21 protein-coding genes and 1 tRNA gene are annotated in these 20,055 nt (G+C 28.6%); 3 read left to right on the forward strand and 19 right to left on the reverse strand.

Annotated features, from left to right (window positions below):
• Nucleotides 1-82: 82 nt before the first annotated feature.
• The 12 genes from ACZ5TJ_RS10905 to ACZ5TJ_RS10960 form a co-directional block, all read right to left on the reverse strand.
• Nucleotides 83-1,543 (reverse strand): PTS sugar transporter subunit IIC, encoded by a 1,461-nt coding sequence (locus ACZ5TJ_RS10905; RefSeq protein ID WP_464199619.1) that lies wholly within the window; start codon nucleotides 1,541-1,543, stop codon nucleotides 83-85.
• A 243-nt stretch (nucleotides 1,544-1,786) separates the two neighbouring features.
• A complete protein-coding gene (locus ACZ5TJ_RS10910; protein ID WP_464199621.1) occupies nucleotides 1,787-2,098 on the reverse strand; it encodes a hypothetical protein in 312 nt (103 codons plus the stop codon).
• A 393-nt stretch (nucleotides 2,099-2,491) separates the two neighbouring features.
• Nucleotides 2,492-3,700, reverse strand: coding sequence for an NADP-dependent isocitrate dehydrogenase (locus tag ACZ5TJ_RS10915; RefSeq protein ID WP_464199623.1), 1,209 nt, complete (start codon nucleotides 3,698-3,700; stop codon nucleotides 2,492-2,494).
• A gap of 154 nt (nucleotides 3,701-3,854) precedes the next feature.
• Complete coding sequence (locus tag ACZ5TJ_RS10920; RefSeq protein ID WP_464199625.1) at nucleotides 3,855-4,739, reverse strand: LysR family transcriptional regulator; 885 nt, start codon at nucleotides 4,737-4,739, stop codon at nucleotides 3,855-3,857.
• 49 nt (nucleotides 4,740-4,788) lie between these two features.
• Entirely contained in the window at nucleotides 4,789-5,082 is a 294-nt protein-coding gene (locus ACZ5TJ_RS10925; protein WP_464199627.1) for a hypothetical protein, read from the reverse strand.
• 152 nt (nucleotides 5,083-5,234) lie between these two features.
• Nucleotides 5,235-6,656 carry an amino acid permease gene (locus ACZ5TJ_RS10930; protein ID WP_464199629.1) on the reverse strand — a complete coding sequence of 474 codons (1,422 nt, stop codon included), beginning with the start codon at nucleotides 6,654-6,656 and terminating at the stop codon, nucleotides 5,235-5,237.
• A gap of 273 nt (nucleotides 6,657-6,929) precedes the next feature.
• Complete coding sequence (locus tag ACZ5TJ_RS10935; protein ID WP_464199631.1) at nucleotides 6,930-8,252, reverse strand: NCS2 family permease; 1,323 nt, start codon at nucleotides 8,250-8,252, stop codon at nucleotides 6,930-6,932.
• A gap of 221 nt (nucleotides 8,253-8,473) precedes the next feature.
• On the reverse strand, nucleotides 8,474-9,811 hold the full coding sequence (locus ACZ5TJ_RS10940; RefSeq protein WP_464199633.1) for a hemolysin family protein: 1,338 nt from the start codon (nucleotides 9,809-9,811) through the stop codon (nucleotides 8,474-8,476).
• Nucleotides 9,812-9,882: 71 nt separating this feature from the next.
• Nucleotides 9,883-10,263, reverse strand: a complete 381-nt coding sequence (locus ACZ5TJ_RS10945; RefSeq protein WP_055207747.1) for an HsmA family protein — start codon at nucleotides 10,261-10,263, stop codon at nucleotides 9,883-9,885.
• Between the two features lie 224 nt (nucleotides 10,264-10,487).
• Nucleotides 10,488-10,661: a hypothetical protein gene (locus ACZ5TJ_RS10950; RefSeq protein WP_155500220.1), complete on the reverse strand. Its 174-nt coding sequence runs from the start codon at nucleotides 10,659-10,661 to the stop codon at nucleotides 10,488-10,490.
• A 177-nt stretch (nucleotides 10,662-10,838) separates the two neighbouring features.
• On the reverse strand, nucleotides 10,839-11,840 hold the full coding sequence (locus tag ACZ5TJ_RS10955; RefSeq protein WP_055226162.1) for a GGGtGRT protein: 1,002 nt from the start codon (nucleotides 11,838-11,840) through the stop codon (nucleotides 10,839-10,841).
• A gap of 32 nt (nucleotides 11,841-11,872) precedes the next feature.
• Entirely contained in the window at nucleotides 11,873-12,565 is a 693-nt protein-coding gene (locus tag ACZ5TJ_RS10960; protein WP_055207745.1) for an iron-sulfur cluster assembly scaffold protein, read from the reverse strand.
• A 247-nt stretch (nucleotides 12,566-12,812) separates the two neighbouring features.
• Between ACZ5TJ_RS10960 and ACZ5TJ_RS10965 the strand changes: the two genes are divergently transcribed.
• Nucleotides 12,813-12,896 (forward strand) — tRNA-Leu (locus tag ACZ5TJ_RS10965).
• A gap of 183 nt (nucleotides 12,897-13,079) precedes the next feature.
• On the opposite strand, the gene ACZ5TJ_RS10970 is transcribed toward ACZ5TJ_RS10965, so the two are convergent.
• Nucleotides 13,080-13,397, reverse strand: coding sequence for a bacteriocin immunity family protein (locus tag ACZ5TJ_RS10970; RefSeq protein ID WP_464199640.1), 318 nt, complete (start codon nucleotides 13,395-13,397; stop codon nucleotides 13,080-13,082).
• Nucleotides 13,398-13,725: 328 nt separating this feature from the next.
• Here ACZ5TJ_RS10970 and ACZ5TJ_RS10975 point away from each other — a divergent pair, with 328 nt between their 5' ends.
• Entirely contained in the window at nucleotides 13,726-14,052 is a 327-nt protein-coding gene (locus ACZ5TJ_RS10975) for a hypothetical protein (RefSeq protein WP_464199642.1), read from the forward strand.
• 47 nt (nucleotides 14,053-14,099) lie between these two features.
• Here the strand turns inward: ACZ5TJ_RS10975 and ACZ5TJ_RS10980 are convergent, their stop codons facing one another.
• From ACZ5TJ_RS10980 to ACZ5TJ_RS10990, 3 genes are all read right to left on the reverse strand, one after another.
• Entirely contained in the window at nucleotides 14,100-15,509 is a 1,410-nt protein-coding gene (locus ACZ5TJ_RS10980) for a methyl-accepting chemotaxis protein (RefSeq protein ID WP_464199644.1), read from the reverse strand.
• A 252-nt stretch (nucleotides 15,510-15,761) separates the two neighbouring features.
• Nucleotides 15,762-16,799, reverse strand: coding sequence for a pyruvate kinase (locus ACZ5TJ_RS10985; RefSeq protein WP_464199646.1), 1,038 nt, complete (start codon nucleotides 16,797-16,799; stop codon nucleotides 15,762-15,764).
• A 22-nt stretch (nucleotides 16,800-16,821) separates the two neighbouring features.
• On the reverse strand, nucleotides 16,822-17,268 hold the full coding sequence (locus ACZ5TJ_RS10990) for a hypothetical protein (protein WP_464199649.1): 447 nt from the start codon (nucleotides 17,266-17,268) through the stop codon (nucleotides 16,822-16,824).
• A gap of 123 nt (nucleotides 17,269-17,391) precedes the next feature.
• On the opposite strand from ACZ5TJ_RS10990, the gene ACZ5TJ_RS10995 reads away from it, so the two are divergent.
• Complete coding sequence (locus ACZ5TJ_RS10995; RefSeq protein ID WP_464199651.1) at nucleotides 17,392-17,874, forward strand: DUF4883 family protein; 483 nt, start codon at nucleotides 17,392-17,394, stop codon at nucleotides 17,872-17,874.
• 43 nt (nucleotides 17,875-17,917) lie between these two features.
• On the opposite strand, the gene folK is transcribed toward ACZ5TJ_RS10995, so the two are convergent.
• The 3 genes from folK to ACZ5TJ_RS11010 are packed head-to-tail and all read right to left on the reverse strand — an operon-like array spanning nucleotide 17,918 to nucleotide 20,047.
• A complete protein-coding gene (folK, locus tag ACZ5TJ_RS11000) occupies nucleotides 17,918-18,730 on the reverse strand; it encodes a 2-amino-4-hydroxy-6-hydroxymethyldihydropteridine diphosphokinase (RefSeq protein WP_464199653.1) in 813 nt (270 codons plus the stop codon).
• Nucleotides 18,731-18,743: 13 nt separating this feature from the next.
• Complete coding sequence (folP, locus tag ACZ5TJ_RS11005) at nucleotides 18,744-19,553, reverse strand: dihydropteroate synthase (RefSeq protein ID WP_464199655.1); 810 nt, start codon at nucleotides 19,551-19,553, stop codon at nucleotides 18,744-18,746.
• Between the two features lie 17 nt (nucleotides 19,554-19,570).
• Nucleotides 19,571-20,047 (reverse strand): HD domain-containing protein, encoded by a 477-nt coding sequence (locus ACZ5TJ_RS11010; protein ID WP_464199657.1) that lies wholly within the window; start codon nucleotides 20,045-20,047, stop codon nucleotides 19,571-19,573.
• Nucleotides 20,048-20,055 lie beyond the last annotated feature (8 nt).

Raw genomic sequence — 20,055 nt, forward strand, 5'->3', positions numbered from 1 at the left:
TTTTAATCTTCAATATATATTTTGTTAACTATTATAAAGAAGGCATAAGCCATAAGGCTTATGCACTTCAAAAATTTATTTATTATTCATCATTTCCCATTTTATTTGCAGCTATAACGAATGGAGCCCAAATTACTAATGCTAGTAAGAATAGTAATGCAGCTAAAATTGTAGCTTTGATATCTCCATTAGTTGCTAAGAATGCAGATATTACTGGAGGACAAGTCCATGGAATGAATGCACTAATCTTATCAACTAGTCCCATACTTGTCGCGAAGTAAGCAATTGTACATAGTATACCTGGAATTAATACAAATGGTATGAAGTAAATTGGGTTTAACACGATTGGTAAACCGAATATTACTGGTTCATTGATTTGGAATATTGCTGGTACTGCTGCAAGTTTTGCAAGTTCTCTATTTTCTTGTCTCTTAGAGAATATGAATATTGCAACAATTAATGCTAGTGTACCACCTGATCCACCTGGCATTGCATAAACGTCAACGAAGTTTCTTGTGAATATATGAATAGCTTCTTTACCTTGGTTAACAAGTTCTATATTTTGATTTAATGTTGGTAAATATAGAGTGTTAAGAGCAGGTTCTACCATATTTAAACCATGTAATCCGAAGAACCATAGTAATTGTGATAAAGTAATTAATCCTATATAAGCAATTGGTGATTGTCCAAATTTAGTTAATGGTTGTTGTATTGTTTGATCAATCCAGTTCTTAAAGTCAACTCCTACAATTTTCATGAATATCATTGAAATAATTGCAAATACACCAACTGTTAAGATACCTGGTATAACAGCTGAGAATGCTTTTGAAACTGCTGGTGGTACTTGATCTGGTAATTTGATAACCCATCCTTTTTTGTTAATAGCACAGAAAAGTTGAGCTGAAACTAATGCAACAAGAATTCCTGTAAACATTGCAGTTGAGTTAAATGATCCCCAACTTATATTTCCCCAAGTTGGTGTATCAGTTATAAATTCAGCACCAATAAGAGCATCTTTAACAGCAGCAGCATCTACTTGAAGTTTTGCTGCAATAGCATTTAAAGTTTCAGGTACTTTATCTGCATTTTCAGTCATACCTGTTATAGTTGAAGTTCCTCCAGCTATTTTTAAGCTATCTGGTACCATTGCTAAATATGAAGCAACAGCAACAAGAGCTCCTGCAAGTGGGTCAACATCTTGTGATCTACAGAATGCATATGCAATTGTAACTAATAAGTAAATAGTTGTCATTGCAAGTGTAGCCCACCACATTTGGTTGAATACTGTGTTTACATACTTTTCAAGGAAAGGAAAAACTGTATCCTTGTAAGTATCAATCTTCATTAATTCTTTACCTATTAATGAGTCCGGTTTAAGTAAAACGTTTAGGAACATTGTTCCTACAGCACCAATTAAAGAAATTGGTAGATAAGCTATAAATCCATCTCTTAGCGCAGCTAAGTGTCTTTGGCTACCTAATTTTGATGCAATTGGCATCAAGACTCTTTCAAGCCAGGCAGCAAATTTGTCCATAAATTTCATTTCGGTTCCCCCCCAAAATTAATAAAATAATAAATTTATATGAATGTTTCATAAAACCTTATGATTAGAAATTCCGTCAAACCACTTAGGTTTTAAAACATGCATAGCTAATAAATAATTCCCCTTTGTAAAAGATTACATAAAACCCTGTATTGTGCTTATATAATAATAGTATTATATAAGCGTCAATTTAATTACTCTTTATTATATTTTTTCTTTAAGTTTTTCCCGTACCTTTTTATATTAATTGAAATATGGATCTAATAAAGGTAAAATCTTGTCCACTCTTTTAAGGCCAAAATCAACTGGCTTTAATACAACATATGGAACGTTTTTAGCATCTAGTTCTTCTTTTATCTTAGCTTCAACAAGCATCATCTCTGGTGATATAATAACAACATTAATATCTCCCTTGTCTACATATTTACTCATTTCTGATTGATTTGAAAAAATCCATTCTATATCTAATGAATTTTTTTCAGTATGTTCAACCATAACTCTTTCAAAAGATTTTGCTTGTCCAGTTCCTTTGGATAAAACTAAAACTTTATTCATTTTTTCTACAACCCCTTCTAAAAATAAATATTAAATGTTTGTCAGTAATTGCTATACGAAATAAATTTCATTATATTTACAATTTTATCATATTTTTAATATTTTGTATATACTTTTGTAATTTTTATCAAATCCTTTTCATAAAAGCTATTACTGATCTATTACTATAATTATTGCTATGTTTATTAATTTATCAATCGTTTTATTTCTTATATTAACTATTTTATACAATACTTTCCTATTTGTAAACATTTTTTGTTAAGAAAATATAAAAAAATATATTTTTTTGTAACTTTATTGATATTTCGTTTACATAATATCCATTTTAACTATAAATATTAGCATTTTAAATTTAAAAGAAGATGCATCATAGGCATCTTCTTTTAAATTAATTTATAATAAATTTTCCAATTTTTCTTTTATAGCTTTTATAAAATCGAAACTATTTACAACTTTAATATTTTTATAATCTGATATAATTGCTAAGTCTTTTGTCATAGTTCCACTTTCAATAGTATCAATTGATGCTTTTTCTAAAACTTTAGCATATCTTATAAGTTCTTTATTATTATCAAGTTCTCCCCTCTTTTTTAAAGCCCCGCTCCAAGCAAATATTGTTGCCATTGAATTTGTTGAAGTTTCTTCTCCTTTTAAGTGTTTATAATAATGTCTTTGAACTGTTCCATGTGCAGCTTCATATTCGTAATTTCCATCTGGTGAAACTAATACTGATGTCATCATAGCTAATGATCCAAAGGCTGTAGCTACCATATCACTCATAACATCCCCATCATAATTTTTAAGCGCCCATATAATTCCACCTTCAGATTTAACTACTCTAGCAACAGCATCATCTATTAAAGTATAAAAATATTCTATTTTAGCTTCTTTAAACTTTTCTTCATATTCTTTTATATATATTTCTTTAAAAATATCTTTAAATGTATGATCATATTTTTTTGATATTGTATCTTTTGCTGAAAACCATAAATCATTTTTGCATTCTAATGCAAAATTAAAACAACTTCTTGCAAAACTTTCTATTGATGATTTTAAATTGTGCATTCCAAGAACAATTCCATCCCCATCAAAGTTTTGAATTAATTCTCTCTTTTCATTTCCATTCTCATCTGTAAATACTAATTCACACTTTCCTTTTCCTTCTATTTTCATTTCTACATCTTTATATATATCCCCATAAGCATGTCTAGCTATAGTAATTGGCTTTGTCCAATTCTTCACGAAAGGCTTAATAGAACTTATACATATAGGTGTTCTAAATACAGTACCATCTAATATTGCTCTTATTGTTCCATTTGGACTTTTCCACATTTCCTTTAAATTATATTCTTTTACTCTATCTGCATTAGGAGTTATTGTTGCACACTTTACTCCTACGCCATATTTTTTTATTGCTTTTGCTGCAAGAGTTGTAACTTCATCATTAGTCTTATCTCTATTTTCTATTCCTAAATCATAATATTCCGTTTTAAGGTCTACATAAGGACTTATAAGTTCATCCTTTATTGCTTTCCATAAAACTCTTGTCATTTCATCCCCATCCATTTCTACTAATGGATTTTTCATTTTTATTTTTTCCATAAATATTCTGCCCCCTTTTAATTACTAGTTTGTAGTAATTTAATTTATTATACATTATTTCCCTATTATTTTCAATTTTACTAATCTTTCTTAAAGAAAAATAGCTGTATGAAAATAAATTTTATTAGTTTATTTTCATACAGCTATTTATTAATTATACCTTATAAGCTCTTGCTTCATCCATAAATTCATTCATATTATTACTTATAAATTTATCTTTATGAACTAATAACAATAAGTCTCTTTCTATAGTTTCTTTATCTAATGTTATATTTTTTAATTTTTTTCTCTTAATTTCTTCTTTTATGCACTGCTTAGATATACAGCCAATTCCAAGGCCTGCCTCTACACTTCTTTTTATAGCTTCACTATTTCCAAGTTCCATAAAAATATTATATTCTATAGCTTTATCTTTTAAATATGATTCTACTATTTCCCTAGTTCCACTACCTTTTTCTCTAATTATAAATTTTTCTTTTCTTAATTCATCTTTTTCTATAGTTGATTTCTCATTCCATTTATCATTACAAGGCGCTATAAATACAATCTCATCTTTCCATACCTTTTCATATTTTATTTCATCAGAATGTACTTTTCCTTCGATAAAAGCAAAATCTATTTTATTTTGAAGTATCATCTTTTCTATGTTTTTAGTGTTTTCTATTATAAGAGAAATTTCTATCCCTTTATTTCTTTCAACAAAATCTTTAATTATATCAGGTAAAATATATATACCTATTGTAGTACTTGCTCCAATTACAATTTTACCTTCTTCTTTATTATTTATCATTTTTATTTTTTGTGCACCTTCATCATAAAGATTTAGTATTCTTCTAACGTAGTTAAAGTATACTTCGCCTTCGTATGTTAGACTAAGTCTTTTACCTATTCTATCAAAAACTTTAACTCCAAGTTCCTCTTCAAGTTCTTGTATCGCTTGACTTACAGATGGCTGACTTATATATAAAGCTTTAGCCACTTTAGTCATATTTAAATTAATTGCAGTTTCGTAAAAAATCTTTAGTTTTCTAAAGTTCATTATATTACCCCTCTTTATTAAATACGGATTAACATATATTTATTATTTATTATTTATCTTTATCTACTTCTTCATAATCAACATCTATAGCTTTTGAAGTATCAAAATCATCATCGCTGCTTGCATTATTATCATGACTTTCATATGTATAAGTCTCTTCATACTCACTATTATAATCACTCTTTTTATTCTTAGTAAAATATCCTCTTACTTTAAATATTATCCACATTACTAATATTATAGCTAGTAAAAAAGGTAATAGTGTAATAAATACTTTTGCAACTACTCCAATTACTAATATAGTTATTATAAAATATAATGCGAATTTTAAATTTCTATTCATTCTCTCATTCCTTTATAATATTATCATTTTTTATTATTATACAATTTAATTGTTAAGTATTAAAGAGATTTCTCTTTCATTTTTATTAACATTTATTTGAAAAAAGTGACATCTACTAATGTAGTAGATGTCACATTATATTTATTAATCTTTTATTTTTGTCTTCTTGCAATTTTAGGAAGTATAAATCCAAGTCCTATTAATATAAATGGTGTTGCTACATTTAGTATTAATTGGAACCACCATCCGCCTGTTAAAGCTTCAACTCCTTGTGGTGCCATTCCTAATATACATGCAACTGCTGTAAATGCAAAGCACCAAACACCAATTGCTAATGCAAACTTATCGTTTTTAACGAATTTATAATCTGTTTTAAATTTGTCCCCAGCTTTCTTAAGTAATATGAATGCTAAGAATACCCATAAGTATCTAAGTGGCATTACAACTGCATTTAATCTTAATAGCCAGTTATAAAGTTCATTTACATTACCAATTCCAAGTGCTGGTACAATTATTAGTATACCAACTAGTATAGCAGTCATTAAATATCCTTTTATTGGTGCTCCATACTTATTAGTCTTTGTTAATCCTTTAGGTACAAAGTTATCATCAGTTTCTGATAATAATACTTTAAGTGGTGCATCTATTGAGAATATTAATGCTGATATTTGTGCTAAAGCATTTGCAATAGCATATATAATTAAGAATACATTACCTATTCCATAGTATTCTCCAAGCTTTTGGAAAGCATAGTATTGACCATTCATCATAAGGTCTTTAGGAATATGATTTGCATCAAACATCATTCCCATTGCAAATGATCCAAGTATTGCTGATACTGCAACCATTACTGCAAGTATTATCATTCCTAGAGGGAATTCACGACTTGCATTTTTTGTATTATTTACATAAGGTGATATTTTTTCTGCTCCACCAACTGAGAATACAAGCATAGCTATTGTTGTAAAATATGCAAAATTAAAATTAGGTACTATAGTATCTACTGAAATATTAGTTGTAGCTATTGTTGCTCCAGTTATAGCTGGTGCTGCTATCATTAATACTATATAAAGTATAGACATAATAAATGTCGCTGCCCCTGCTATTGTTCCGATAAGTTTAAGTGATGTCATACCTCTTGAAGCTATCCATAAGAATAATAGGAATATTCCTAAAGTTATAAGTTGAGCTACTAAAGGATCCATTGATTTTATAAGATCACCGTTACCTTTAAATACCCATCCTAATGCTACTAATAAAGTTTGTGGCTTTTGTGCTAAATAAGGTATATGTACAACCCAATAAGTCCATCCTGCAAAGTATGCAAGTGTCGTCCCTTTAGTTTCTCTAATCCATGTACTTACACCAGCTTTACCATCTTTAAATACTGATCCAAGTTCACCAACCATTAAAGCATATGGTACAAAATATAGTCCTATAATTAAGACCCATGATACGATAACTTGTAATCCTTGGTTAGCAAAGTTATTAACAACATTACCAAATCCCCAAACAGAAACAAAGGCCATCATAGCAAGATTATACCATCTTAGTTTTTTATCTTGATTTGACATTGTCTTCTCTCGCTTTCTTAGTTTAGTTATATTTTTACTGGTATATTATATCAAAATTTTTACTTTTCGACAATATACTATTTTTTTATATATTTTTTTCATATTCATTCGAAATTATAGACTTATTTTATTAAATTAATAATATTATTTCTTATATTTATTATTTAATTTATCAATTCATTACTTTAGTTTATTAAATTATTAAGATTATTATTTTTTCTATGAATGATAAAAAAAATTCTGTGATTTATATAAATCACAGAATTTTATATTTTAAATTAAAAATTTAAGTAAGAATACAACCCCTATAATTACAGTAGTTATACTTATTTCTTTTACTTTACCAGTAAATAATTTTAGTATTATATATGATATTACTCCGAATATAATACCATCTGATATACTGTATGAAAATGGCATCATAATCATAGTTAAAAATGCTGGTATTGATTCTGTATAATCTTCTAGGTTTATACTTCTTATAGGTTCAATCATAAATAAACCAACTAATACTAAAGCTGATGCTGTTACAGCTGGAGTAATTGATGCAAATATAGGTGCAAATAATAATGATAATCCAAACATTACAGCTGTAGTTACTGCTGTTAGTCCTGTTCTTCCACCTTCTGCAACACCTGATGCACTTTCAACAAAAGTACTTACTGTACTTGTTCCTACACATGCACCAAAAGTTGTACCTATAGCATCTGAAAGTAATGCCTTTTTGATGTTTGGAACTTTTCCATTTTCATCAAGCATTTTAGCTTTAGTTGCAACCCCAACTAAAGTTCCTATTGTATCAAATAAATCCATAAATAATAACGTGAATAAAACTATTACCATATCCATTGAGAATATATTGTGCCATTCAAAATCAAAAAGCACTCCGCTAATTGAAGGTGGTGCACTCATAAAGCCTGTTGGCATTGGAGTTATTCCAAATGGAATTCCAATTATAGCTGTTATCATCATTCCAAAGAACAAAGCACCCCTAACGTTTTTTGCTAAAAGAATAGATGTAATTAATAGTCCTATTATAGCAAGTAATCCTGCTCCTTTAGTTATATTTCCAAGTGCAAGTATTGTTCCTCCATCTGCTGGATGTACTACAATACCGGCTCCTTCTAATCCAATTAAAGCTATTAAAAGACCGATACCAACTGATATACCTTTTTTAATACATTCTGGTATTGAATCTACTATCGCTTCTCTAACATTACATAATGTAAGTAGTATAAATATTATACCTTCTAAGAAAACTGCTGTTAATGCAAATTGATATGAATATCCCATACCAACAACTACTGTATAAGCAAAGAAAGCATTTAATCCCATTCCAGGTGCTTGTGCAAAAGGTAGTTTAGCATATAATCCAGTAAGCATAGTTGCAACAAATGCTGAAAGTGCTGTCGCTGTAAATACTGCTCCTTGATCCATTCCTGCAGCTGCTAATATTGATGGGTTAACAATTAATATGTACGCCATAGTCATAAATGTTGTTAATCCTGCAACGATTTCTCTTTTTGTGTTTGAACCATTTTTACTTATTTCAAAATAGTTATCAAGTAATCCATCTTTTTTAAAGAAGTTTCTCATGTTACCACTCTCTCTTAATATTTTTCGTCCGAGAACTATAATATCTTATTTTTCAACAAATTTCTACCCTAAATACGAATAATTTTTATTTTTTTTTGAATTAATTATGTTTTTATAGTATATTTCCGAACTTTACACCTTTTTATCTTTAGCTATTATTCGTATTTTAAAAATTAAAAAGGTTAATTTAGATAATTAAACCTAAATTAACCTTATATTGATTATTCTTCCTCAGAACTTTTTTCATCCTCTAAGATTGTAATTTCTACTTCTTCAACTCTTCTATCTCTGACCTTTAACACTTTTAATTTTATATTGTTTATAACAAATTCTATCTTTACACCTTCTTTAGGTATTTTTCCAATGTAAGTTGTTATATATCCATTTAAAGTATCGTAGTCTCCTTCTTCAATCTCAGCACCAAACTCTTCATTAAAATCATAGATACTTATAGTACCTTTGACTATATATTTATTATCACCAAGTTTTTTAATATCTGGTTCATCCATATCATACTCATCATCGATATCACCCATAACTTCTTCAATTAAATCTTCCATTGTTACAATTCCTGAAAAACCACCATATTCATCAATTAATATTGCCATATGATTTCTATTTAATTGAAGTTCCTTAAATAACTCATTAATTCTTTTCGTCTCTGGTACAAAATACGGCTTATGTAGAATATTTCTTATATTTACATTTTCAAACCCAACTTTTCTTGCTTCTATGAAAAAGTCTTTTATATATAAAATACCTACTATATTATCTATGCCATCTTCATAAACAGGGATTCTTGAATATTGAGCATTTATTATTTCATCAACATATTCACTTATATTTGAAGATATATCTAACATATAAGTATCTTTTCTAGATGTCATAATTTCCTTTGATAGTCTATCATTAAACTCAAATATTCCATTTAACATCTCTTTTTCATCTTCATCTATAGCTCCCTCAGCTTCACCTTCTGATATTAAAGCTTGTATCTCTTCTTTAGATACTTTTTCTTCAATTCCACTTTCATTAACCCCAATTAGTTTTAAACTAAGTGCAGTTGATACTGAAAGTATTTTTATAAATGGTTTTGCTATTATTGATGTAAAATATATTACTTTTACAGATGATAATGCAGTTTTTTCTTTCTTTTGAAGTGCCATCCTTTTAGGAACTAATTCCCCAAATACTAGTGTAAAATAAGATAATATTATAGTAACTATTATTACTGCTATTTGCTGTGCATATGGTATATTTAATTTGCTTAATTCATTTGAAAAAGCACTTGAAATTCCAGTTGCAGCTGATGCACTTGAAAAGAAACTTGCAAGGGTTATTCCAACTTGTATTGTCGCTAAAAAATTACTTTGATTTTTAATAACTTTTTCAAGTAAAATCGCTTTTTTATTTCCACCTTCTGCTAAGTACCTAATTTTATTTTTATTTACTGATACTATAGCCATTTCTGCTGATGAGAAAAAAGCGTTTATTGCTGTTAATACTATTACTAATATAAGCTGTGGAATAATACTCCCCGATTCTGGTTCTATTGTCATTTTTGTTCCTCCTAAAATTTATATAATGTTTTGATATTATCATATGATAAAGATTTTTTCAAATATTTTTATTAGTGTATTCTTCCCATTCCAACTATCATTCCTGTGAAATATGGTATTAACCATATTGCCCATACTACTATACTAAATTTATGGAACTTAGCCTTAGACTCTGGATTATTTTTAATAAGTACTATTGTTGCCCAAGCTGCATGGAATAGCATAAGTAATAATGCCATTAATCCTGTAACTCCATGAAGATTTAATTTAACTCCACCTGCTATGTCACTCATAAAATGTGTTCCTAATGCATCACATACTAGACCACAATAAAAGATTATTACATGCCATTTTTTAAGTTCTCCTTCTCTTTTTTCTGACCACACACCTATTGTGTAAAATATTAATGCTGATGTTATAAATATAATTGCTCTTATTAATTCTGTTGACATAATCTTTCCCCCTTAAAATTTTAAGTGTGATAATTCTATCTAAATAATACTTCTCACCTCTTTATATTACAATTAATAGAAGGTTAATTAATTATGAATAAATTTTTCTTATATTCTTATTTACATATTTATTAAGTATGGAAACTTCAATACATAGAAGTGTCTGAGCTATAACCTTATATAAATAAAAATTAGGGCAGGTCTAACTAAACCTACCCTAATTTCTATAATACATTTTTTATTTTTTCTACAAATATATCATTACCATCCCTTGTTAATATATACATAACTCCATCAATTACCATAGCTGTTTCTTCATTTAAATCCTCTGTATTAATTAATATATTATTTATGTTTTCCTTTTCATAGTACTCAATGCCTTCATCATATTTAATCATAAATTACCTCCGCATACAAAACTCTCTCAATTTAATTTTATTCCATATTTTATCTTTTATGTGTGTTTATACCTATATTATACAATAAAAAAAGCCTCATACAAGACTTAATAAAATCTTGTATGAGGCTCTATTTTAAACTTTTATAATCTAAAAGCCGTTATTACAATGAATTAATTATCTGTTCATTGCTTCTTCAACAGCAACAGCTACAGCTACAGTAGCTCCTACCATTGGGTTGTTACCCATTCCGATAAGACCCATCATTTCAACGTGAGCTGGAACTGATGATGATCCTGCGAATTGTGCATCTGAGTGCATTCTTCCCATTGTATCAGTCATACCGTATGAAGCTGGACCTGCAGCCATGTTATCTGGGTGAAGAGTTCTTCCAGTACCACCACCTGATGCAACTGAGAAGTATTTCTTTCCTGCATTTACACATTCTTTCTTGTATGTTCCAGCAACTGGGTGTTGGAATCTAGTTGGGTTAGTTGAGTTACCAGTGATTGATACGTCAACTCCTTCTGAGTGCATTATAGCAACCCCTTCTCTAACGTCGTTAGCACCATAACATCTAACCTTTGCTCTATCTCCGTTTGAGTAAGCTTTTTCTCTTACTATCTTTAATTCTGAAGTATAGAAATCGAATGCTGTTTCAACATATGTGAATCCGTTAATTCTTGAGATTATCATAGCAGCATCTTTTCCAAGACCGTTTAAGATAACTCTTAATGGTTCTTTTCTTACTTTGTTTGCTTTTTCTGCTATTTTGATAGCTCCTTCAGCAGCAGCGAATGATTCGTGTCCTGCTAAGAAAGCGAAACATTTAGTTTCTTCTCTTAAAAGCATTGCTCCAAGATTTCCGTGTCCTAGTCCAACTTTTCTGTCGTCAGCAACTGATCCTGGGATACAGAAAGCTTGTAATCCTTCTCCGATTGCTTCAGCAGCATCAGCAGCTTTTTTGCAACCTTTCTTTATAGCTATAGCAGCTCCTAAAGTGTAAGCCCATCCAGCATTTTCAAATGCGATTGGTTGAGTTTCCTTTACGATTGTGTATGGATCTATTCCTGCAGCATCACATACAGCTTTAGCATCTTCTATTTTTTCCATTCCGTACTTGTTAAGTACAGGAACGATTTGGTCTATTCTTCTTTCATAACTTTCAAATAATGCCATGATTAAAATTCCTCCTTACAAATTAAAATTAATTATTCGTGTCTTGGATCTATTAATTTAACAGCGTCAGCTACTCTTCCGTATTGTCCTGATGCTTTTTCCATTGCTTCGTTAGCGCTCATTCCCTTAGCAACGAATTCCATCATCTTTCCTAAGTGAACGAATTTGTATCCGATAATTTCGTTATCAGCATCTAAAGCAACTTTTGTTACGTATCCTTCTGCCATTTCAAGGTATCTTGGTCCTTTAGCAACTGTTCCGTACATAGTACCAACTTGTGATCTTAATCCTTTTCCTAAATCTTCAAGTCCAGCTCCTACAGGTAGTCCACCTTCTGAGAATGCAGTTTGAGATCTTCCGTATACAATTTGTAAGAATAATTCTCTCATTGCAGTGTTTATAGCGTCACAAACTAAGTCTGTGTTTAATGCTTCTAATATAGTCTTTCCTGGTAATATTTCTGAAGCCATAGCAGCTGAGTGAGTCATACCTGAACATCCTATAGTTTCTACTAATGCCTCTTCTATTATTCCATCTTTAACGTTTAAAGTAAGCTTACAAGCTCCTTGTTGAGGTGCACACCAACCTACTCCATGAGTAAGACCTGAGATATCTTTTACTTCTTTAGCTAAAACCCATTTTCCTTCTACAGGAATTGGTGCTGGTCCATGGTTAGGTCCTTTAGCGATTACACACATTTCTTGAACTTCTGTTGAATACATCATATTCTTATTTCTCCTCCCTAATTATTAGATTATAAACTGCTTTTTATGTATAAAAAATTAGTTTACTTTTCTAGCTAGGTCAAAAACCGCCCCGGTGGGGTTAGTTTTATCCTACATACATTTTAACAAAAGTGCTACAATCAAACAACTATAATATTAAATTTTTTCATTTTTTTGATATATTTATTTCTCCATTGAATTTTTTTCTATTATTTGCTATAATGTTTTTATTCTTAAACTTTACTTTGCCACCATGGCGGAACTGGCAGACGCACATGACTCAAAATCATGCGGTTTTACCGTGTGGGTTCGATTCCCACTGGTGGCACCATAGTTTTATAGAAATAGCACTATCACTTACTTCATTAGTATTTTGATAGTGCTTTCTTTTTATATTTACCACTATTTTTCCACTTCTACAATGAAATTATAATAATATTAATTTTAAATCGCTTGGATCACTATAAAAATAGTTTTTATATGTATAAAGAAAAATACAAAGTAAATTTTCTACTTAAGATAAAAAGCTAATTAAAGTCATGCCAGTACCTAAATTCTTTTTAAGTAATCCAGTAGTAGAAATATCCATATAAAATTTACCAACTTCCAAACTAAGTGTTTCTTTATTATTTAACTTGCGAAGTGCTAGTTGTCGTAAGGATTCTGCTAAGTTCATTAACTGTTGCTCAAAATCCTTTCCGCTTTCAACTGCATCCTTAAATTCAATCAGTTTAGAACGCTCATCATCAAGAGTTTCTGTATTTAAAATCAAATCATAAACTCTTGATAATAAAGCATCTTGTGCTGCCATTCTTTTTTCTTTTTTATTCATCCAATACCCACCTTCTGCCAAAGCATATGTTCTTTGACTATATAAGAAAATTTTTAAAATACTATCTTAATTAATTATATCACTAAACACTAGGACAACGAAATTGTATTCCTAAGAATGCGTATTCCTACAAAACGGTGAGTGAATAAATATTTTATAGATATATACTCCTATATAAACACTCTAATTCAATGAATTTTATTTTAATTTAGTAAACTTTTTCCTAACTCTCACATTAAGTTATAGGTAAGTATTGACAATATATAATAATACAAGTTAATATACAAAAGATTGTCATAAAATTTAATTATTAAAAAGGAGTAATATTATGCTTATTTGGAGTAGAGGTGGAATATTAGCACCTATAATGGCTGCTTTTAGTCTTATATTAACTGAGTATTTAGTTAATATATTATTTAACCAAAATTATTATGGAGATCATGGTTGGCCTAAATTTATAGCACTTTCTATTGCAGGACTGCTATGTCTATTATTAGGGCACATCTTAAATAATGATGAAAAAACATACATAGATAAAGAAACTGGGAAAGAAGTGCTCCTTAGAAAAAAACATTCTTTCTTCTTTATTGATATAGAATATTGGGGGATTATTTTTCCTATAATAGGGATAATATCTTGGATTATATCTAATTAAAAGCACATAAAGAAAGAGTGTCAGTTTTAGTGACACTCTTTTATTTTTTATTCATCCTCATATTCAATTTGATCAATAGGCTTAACTTTAAATCTTTCTAACTCTATTTTTACATCTCCAGTAAATGCAGTTAAATTTTCAGCTGTACCTAATATACTCTCACTAATACCATGAAACTCTTCAACTGATGCTGTAACTTCTTCAGTAGTTGCAGATATTTCCTGGGATATAGCAGACACATTATCAACTTTTTCTAAAATCTCACTTTTACTCTCTTGTATATTATAAAAAGCTTTAGACATAGTTTCTATCTTTGGAATTATATCATTTATTGATAATGATATCGCTGAAAATACCCTTATTGCATTAGATACAATCTCCGTTTGATCTGAAAGCTGTTTATCTATTTTAGATGTTCTTTCAATAAGCAATTCTGTATTATTCAAAATAAATTTTACAGTATTACATATATTTTCAGTTGAACTTCTACTTCTTTCTGCAAGTTTTCTTATTTCATCTGATACTACAGCAAATCCACGCCCAGCTTCCCCTGCTCTTGCAGCTTCTATTGCAGCATTTAGCGCTAAAAGATTTGTTTGTTCTGATATATTATTTATTAAGTCTGTCATTTGATTTATTTTATTAATTTCATTTGTAGTTGATATTATAGATTTATTAAATCTTCCAAATTCCTCTATAAACTCTTTCATATTTGATGTTAATTTTTCTAATTCATAGTTACTATCATTTGCTTTTTTATTTATAGCACTTGCCATCTCTTCTATTTCTTTCACATCTTTTGACACATCATCAACATCTTCACCGAACTTATTAAAAGTGCAGGAAATAGTAGACAAATCAATTGCTTGATTAGCAGTTCCTTTTGCAACATCATTTATAGCTATTGTAATACCTTCTGTAAGATTATATAACTTTTTAGATGTTGTTGCTAATACGTATGCATTTTCATCTATTGCCTCTGAATTAAACTTTACATTTGCAATCATACGTTCAATAGTTCTTTGAGTTTTCTTAAATGAATTAAACATTTCATCTAGTTCTGAACTTGAATCTTTCTCTCTTTTCATATTAAATGAAAAATCCCCCATAGCAAATTTACCTAAGTCATTTTTCATTCTTTCTAATGCTTTTAAAGATTTATCAATTATCTGAACAATTATTGATGTTATAATTGTAAGCAAAACAAATATTACAAAAAAACTCTCTATTGCATATGTATTCATTTCCTTTGTTAAGAAATCATCATTTAATGTAATCTCTCTATTTTCATTTAAAGACTTATGTTGCTCTTCAATATTTACTAATTCTCTAACATTTTGTTTTATTTCAACTTTAATTAAATAACTTAATGATATAGCCCCTATAACTGATACAATAAAAATTACTGGTAATATCCTAACTATAATCTTTTTCTTAATTGTCATATTATTATCCATATCCTCACCTATCTCCCTTTCACTCATTATAATTTATTTTTCAATTTTATACAATATATGAATTATATACAAATTACCATTAAAAAATAAAAAACCTTTTTAAAAAGGTTTTTTATCTTAAAAATTTATTATATAAGTTCTACAAAAATCTTATAAACTAAAAATACTATGCTCGTACAAGCAGCTGTCCATACTAATTGAGCTAATGCTATAAGAAAGAAAGTATTATCATCTTCTTTTTCATTCATATATTCATCCACCCCATATATTTAATTTGTAAATATTAACTACATCATTTAAAAATTTAACTGTCTTTATTGGTGCTTTTCCAATTGATGTCTCTCCAGATAGTAGAAAACCTTTAACTCCATTGCAAATTAAATTATATATACTATCTACTTCTGAGAATTCTGCCATCCTTCCAATCTTCATACTATTTAAAATATGAGTTGCGGCAATAATTTCTCCATTATAATTCTTAAGATTTTTTATTAACTCTCCTTGATATATAGGAGCCTCTATTATACTACTTTCTGGAACTAAATCGCCTCTTCCAATTACTATTCCAGATACCTCATTTGCTATTTCATTAATATTTTCTACACCTTTTATAGTTTCAACCTTTGCAAATATAATAGGCTTGTACTTACTATCACTATTTTCTTTTATATATTTTTTTACTATTTCTATATCCGAAATATCTTCTACAAATGATTCACATATTATATCTGCATTATTTTTTATTGCCCAGTCTAAACCTATCTTATCCTTTTTAGATATATTGCTTTTGTCCCTTCTAATATATCCTTTAATATTAAAGCCTTTTCCCGCTCTTATTATCCCACCTTTTTTAACCCTAACTCTTATCCCCCTATCCTCTTTTTTTATTACTTCAAATTGCATAGTACCATCCTTCATAGAGATACTTTCAATATCATCTTCATTTAAAGTATTATCTTTAATATTTAAAGGTATTATCTTCGTCTCACCTTTTCTAATTATATATCCTTTATTAACATACACATCTTCCCCGCAAAATATGATTTCTTCTCCATTGTATATTTTATAAATGTATAATAACTTATCAGAAATTCTTATTTTATTTCCCGGTAGGTCAACCATAATATCTATGTCCTCATTTAAGCTTTTGATGTTATTCTTCATATTATTAAACTCATCTATAGAACCATGCGAAAAATTAAACCTAAATGTATCAACATTATTTTTTATAAGCTCATCTATTACTTTCTTCTTTCTAATACTTGGTCCCATAGTCGCTATTATCCTCATTCACTCTAACCCCCTTTATTTACTATGAAATATTGTCTATACATTTTATGCACTCTATTATTTTCTGTCCTAATATTTCTTTATTTATATTAAGCACTTGTAAGTTCATTTTCATTAAAATAGTTGGTACATCAGTATTTTTTATTAAATAAAAATCTTCACCATTTTCTAAACTTATATCATTTAATTTAAGCTCTCTTAATTTTTTTAATATTTCATAGGAAAATTTTTTTGAAAGTCCATCTTCTTCGTAATAAATCTTAATAGAATTTTCTTCTTCTGAGATTTTAATAGACAAGAAAAAATCTAACCTTGAAGCATTTACAAGTATTGCTTTTCTAAATACTTCCTCACCTATACTTCTTATATTTTTTAAACATATATCTACCACTTGGTATTCATAATCTTTAAGTTTCTCTTTTATTTGGTTTGAAATAACAGAATCATTAATGTCTATTCCTATCTTCATCCTATACCTCCTAAAGAGCACTTTTATTAATTTATTATATTCAGATAGGCTTAAAATGTTCTAAATATACATATATAAGAATAAGTTATTATAGAAGTTCATTATTTTAAAAGGAGGTTTGTTTTGAAAAAAATTAAATTTTTTATTTTACTATTACCTTTAATTTCTTTAATAGGTTGTAATTTTGACGTAGCAAGATATGCAAACTTTAAAGATAGTCCATCTAAAACATATTACACTAACGAAATATTAGAAAAGTTATCAAATAAAGAAGAATTCTCATTAGATGTATTTGACACTAATCTTTATAAGTATTATTCTGTTTCTTCGGAAGATCTTAATATTTTAAATAATTTTTTAACCTCTTTAGATGATGAAGCTTTTTCTAAAGAATTTACTACTAAAAGCAAAGAAAAATTTAGATTAATAATAAAGTTTTCTGATTCTAAATATATTATAAAAATTTATGATAAAGAAAATGCTAAATTATCACCTTGGGATGGAAATTATAGTGAAGATATTGTAAATATGAAAGACGTGCCTACTCATTATAATTTATATGACTTCTGTGACTATATTGAACATAAAAAAGTGGAGCAAGATTAATCTTGCTCCACTTTTTATCATTCAATTCATTTCTTAAAATAATCTATTTTAAATCTTCAAGTAATCTAAAAACTCTTTTTTTAAGTAATGGATGAAGCTTATTTGGTGCTATTTCACATAAAGGCTTAAGTACAAATTCTCTCTCTTCCATTCTTGGGTGAGGTATTACTACATATTCATCATCACTTATAATATCATCATAAAAGATAATATCTAAATCAATTATTCTAGGTCCCCACTTTACAATTCTTTCTCTTTTCATTAAAGCTTCAATGTTTAAAAGAACTGTCATAAGTTCCTTAGGTGATAATGTTGTCTTTATTTTTAAAGCTCCATTTAAAAATTCCTCTTGATCCTCAAGTCCCCAAGGTTCTGTTACTATAAAACTTGATACATCTAAAACTTGTATCTCATCTATTTCTTTTAAATATTCAATTGCTTTATTTAAATTTTCTTCTTTATTTCCAATATTACTTCCTATTGAAATAAAAGCTTCATGCCATCCCCTATTCACCTCAATAGCAGCATATTTCAAATGTCTTCCAATTGGTGCCCAAGGCTTTTTAACTTTTACTTTAACATTTTTAACTTGATTATATTCATTAAGTATAAAGCTCGCTACCTTTTCTCCAACAGTTTCTATTAGATCATAATCTTTTTCTAATACTACTTTCTCCATAGCAAGGCAAAGTTCTCCATAATGAACTGATGATTCTAAATCAGAAGTTTTACCTGCTTTTGAAAGATCTAATTCAAGCTCTATATCAAAGATAAACTTTTGCCCTAAAGTTTTTTCTTCTTTAAAAACTCCATGATTTGCAAATATTTCAACGTCTTTTAAATATATTTTATCCATAAGTATTCCCTTCTTATTTTGCTTTTAGCATTGCATCAGTCATAACACACGCTCTCTTATTTTCTCTTATATCATGAACTCTAACAAATTCACATCCTTTAGTAATCCCAAGAACTGTAGTTGCAATCGTTCCTTCAACTCTTTGATCAACAGGTTCATCTAAAGTAAGGCCTATCATAGATTTTCTTGAAGTAGCTAATAACACTGGATATCCTAAATCCTTTATCTTTTCAAGGTTATTCATAACAATTAAATTTTCATTTAAATTTTTAGCAAATCCTATACCTGGATCTAAAATAATATTTTCTCTACTTACTCCAGCATTAAGTGCAATATTTATGCTTTCTACTAAATCAAATACTACATCTTTCATTAAGTCGTTATATTCTTTATTTTCTCTATTATGCATTAATATACATGGTACATTATATTTAGCTGCTACCTTTGCCATATCTTTATCTTTCTTAAATCCCCATATATCATTAATTACATCAGCACCAGCTTCAATTGCCGCTTCTGCTGTTTTACTTTTATAAGTATCTATAGATACCGGAATATCAAAATTTTCTTTTATTGCTCTTATTATAGGAACAACTCTTTTTATTTCTTCCTCTTCTTTAACAACTTCAAAGTTTGGTCTAGTTGATTCTCCACCTACATCTATAATATCTGCACCTTCTTCAATCATTTCTTTAACCCTTTTAAGCGCAGCATCTACTTCATTAAATTTTCCTCCATCTGAAAAAGAATCTGGAGTTACATTTAATATCCCCATTACATATGTTCTTTCTTTTAAATCAAATTCTTTATTTCCTATTTTCATATGCTAAATCTCCCACCTTAATAATTAATTATATTATTTTTCTTATTACTGCCCCAGTAACACTCATCATAGCTTTTACACATAAAACAATTTCTAGATAACTTATCACTCTTAAAAATAAGTTTATTAAATTCACTAGCATTCTCTTTGTTTCTATGATTTTTAATAGCCTCAATTATTATACTGATTTCTTCATCATCATACGAAGTATCTTTCAAAATTTCTTCTGCTATTATTACACTTCCTTCATGATGGGAAACTCCTTTTTCATATTGCATAACCCTTCCTATATCGTGCAGAAGGGCTATAGCGTATATAATGTCCTTTGAATAATCAAGCCCATTTTCTAAAGTCATAATATATGCTATTCTTGCAACATCTAAACTATGATTAATTCCATGTCTACAAAACTCTCTATTTTCCTCAAGTTTTTCAAGCTTCTCCATGTTAAGTTTAAATATATCGTTTTGTAAAATTTCATTTATTTTATCCATAAAAATAT

Source organism: Clostridium budayi (assembly GCF_055396605.1).

What these genes read in the sequence shown, in the direction of transcription:
- ACZ5TJ_RS10905 (WP_464199619.1), bottom strand. Translation starts at nt 1,543, where the DNA reads ATGAAATTTATGGACAAATTTGCTGCCTGGCTTGAAAGAGTCTTGATG.
- ACZ5TJ_RS10910 (WP_464199621.1), bottom strand. Translation starts at nt 2,098, where the DNA reads ATGAATAAAGTTTTAGTTTTATCCAAAGGAACTGGACAAGCAAAATCT.
- ACZ5TJ_RS10915 (WP_464199623.1), bottom strand. Translation starts at nt 3,700, where the DNA reads ATGGAAAAAATAAAAATGAAAAATCCATTAGTAGAAATGGATGGGGAT.
- ACZ5TJ_RS10920 (WP_464199625.1), bottom strand. Translation starts at nt 4,739, where the DNA reads ATGAACTTTAGAAAACTAAAGATTTTTTACGAAACTGCAATTAATTTA.
- ACZ5TJ_RS10925 (WP_464199627.1), bottom strand. Translation starts at nt 5,082, where the DNA reads ATGAATAGAAATTTAAAATTCGCATTATATTTTATAATAACTATATTA.
- ACZ5TJ_RS10930 (WP_464199629.1), bottom strand. Translation starts at nt 6,656, where the DNA reads ATGTCAAATCAAGATAAAAAACTAAGATGGTATAATCTTGCTATGATG.
- ACZ5TJ_RS10935 (WP_464199631.1), bottom strand. Translation starts at nt 8,252, where the DNA reads ATGAGAAACTTCTTTAAAAAAGATGGATTACTTGATAACTATTTTGAA.
- ACZ5TJ_RS10940 (WP_464199633.1), bottom strand. Translation starts at nt 9,811, where the DNA reads ATGACAATAGAACCAGAATCGGGGAGTATTATTCCACAGCTTATATTA.
- ACZ5TJ_RS10945 (WP_055207747.1), bottom strand. Translation starts at nt 10,263, where the DNA reads ATGTCAACAGAATTAATAAGAGCAATTATATTTATAACATCAGCATTA.
- ACZ5TJ_RS10950 (WP_155500220.1), bottom strand. Translation starts at nt 10,661, where the DNA reads ATGATTAAATATGATGAAGGCATTGAGTACTATGAAAAGGAAAACATA.
- ACZ5TJ_RS10955 (WP_055226162.1), bottom strand. Translation starts at nt 11,840, where the DNA reads ATGGCATTATTTGAAAGTTATGAAAGAAGAATAGACCAAATCGTTCCT.
- ACZ5TJ_RS10960 (WP_055207745.1), bottom strand. Translation starts at nt 12,565, where the DNA reads ATGATGTATTCAACAGAAGTTCAAGAAATGTGTGTAATCGCTAAAGGA.
- ACZ5TJ_RS10970 (WP_464199640.1), bottom strand. Translation starts at nt 13,397, where the DNA reads ATGAATAAAAAAGAAAAAAGAATGGCAGCACAAGATGCTTTATTATCA.
- ACZ5TJ_RS10975 (WP_464199642.1), top strand. Translation starts at nt 13,726, where the DNA reads ATGCTTATTTGGAGTAGAGGTGGAATATTAGCACCTATAATGGCTGCT.
- ACZ5TJ_RS10980 (WP_464199644.1), bottom strand. Translation starts at nt 15,509, where the DNA reads ATGGATAATAATATGACAATTAAGAAAAAGATTATAGTTAGGATATTA.
- ACZ5TJ_RS10985 (WP_464199646.1), bottom strand. Translation starts at nt 16,799, where the DNA reads ATGAGGATAATAGCGACTATGGGACCAAGTATTAGAAAGAAGAAAGTA.
- ACZ5TJ_RS10990 (WP_464199649.1), bottom strand. Translation starts at nt 17,268, where the DNA reads ATGAAGATAGGAATAGACATTAATGATTCTGTTATTTCAAACCAAATA.
- folK (WP_464199653.1), bottom strand. Translation starts at nt 18,730, where the DNA reads ATGGATAAAATATATTTAAAAGACGTTGAAATATTTGCAAATCATGGA.
- folP (WP_464199655.1), bottom strand. Translation starts at nt 19,553, where the DNA reads ATGAAAATAGGAAATAAAGAATTTGATTTAAAAGAAAGAACATATGTA.
- ACZ5TJ_RS11010 (WP_464199657.1), bottom strand. Translation starts at nt 20,047, where the DNA reads ATGGATAAAATAAATGAAATTTTACAAAACGATATATTTAAACTTAAC.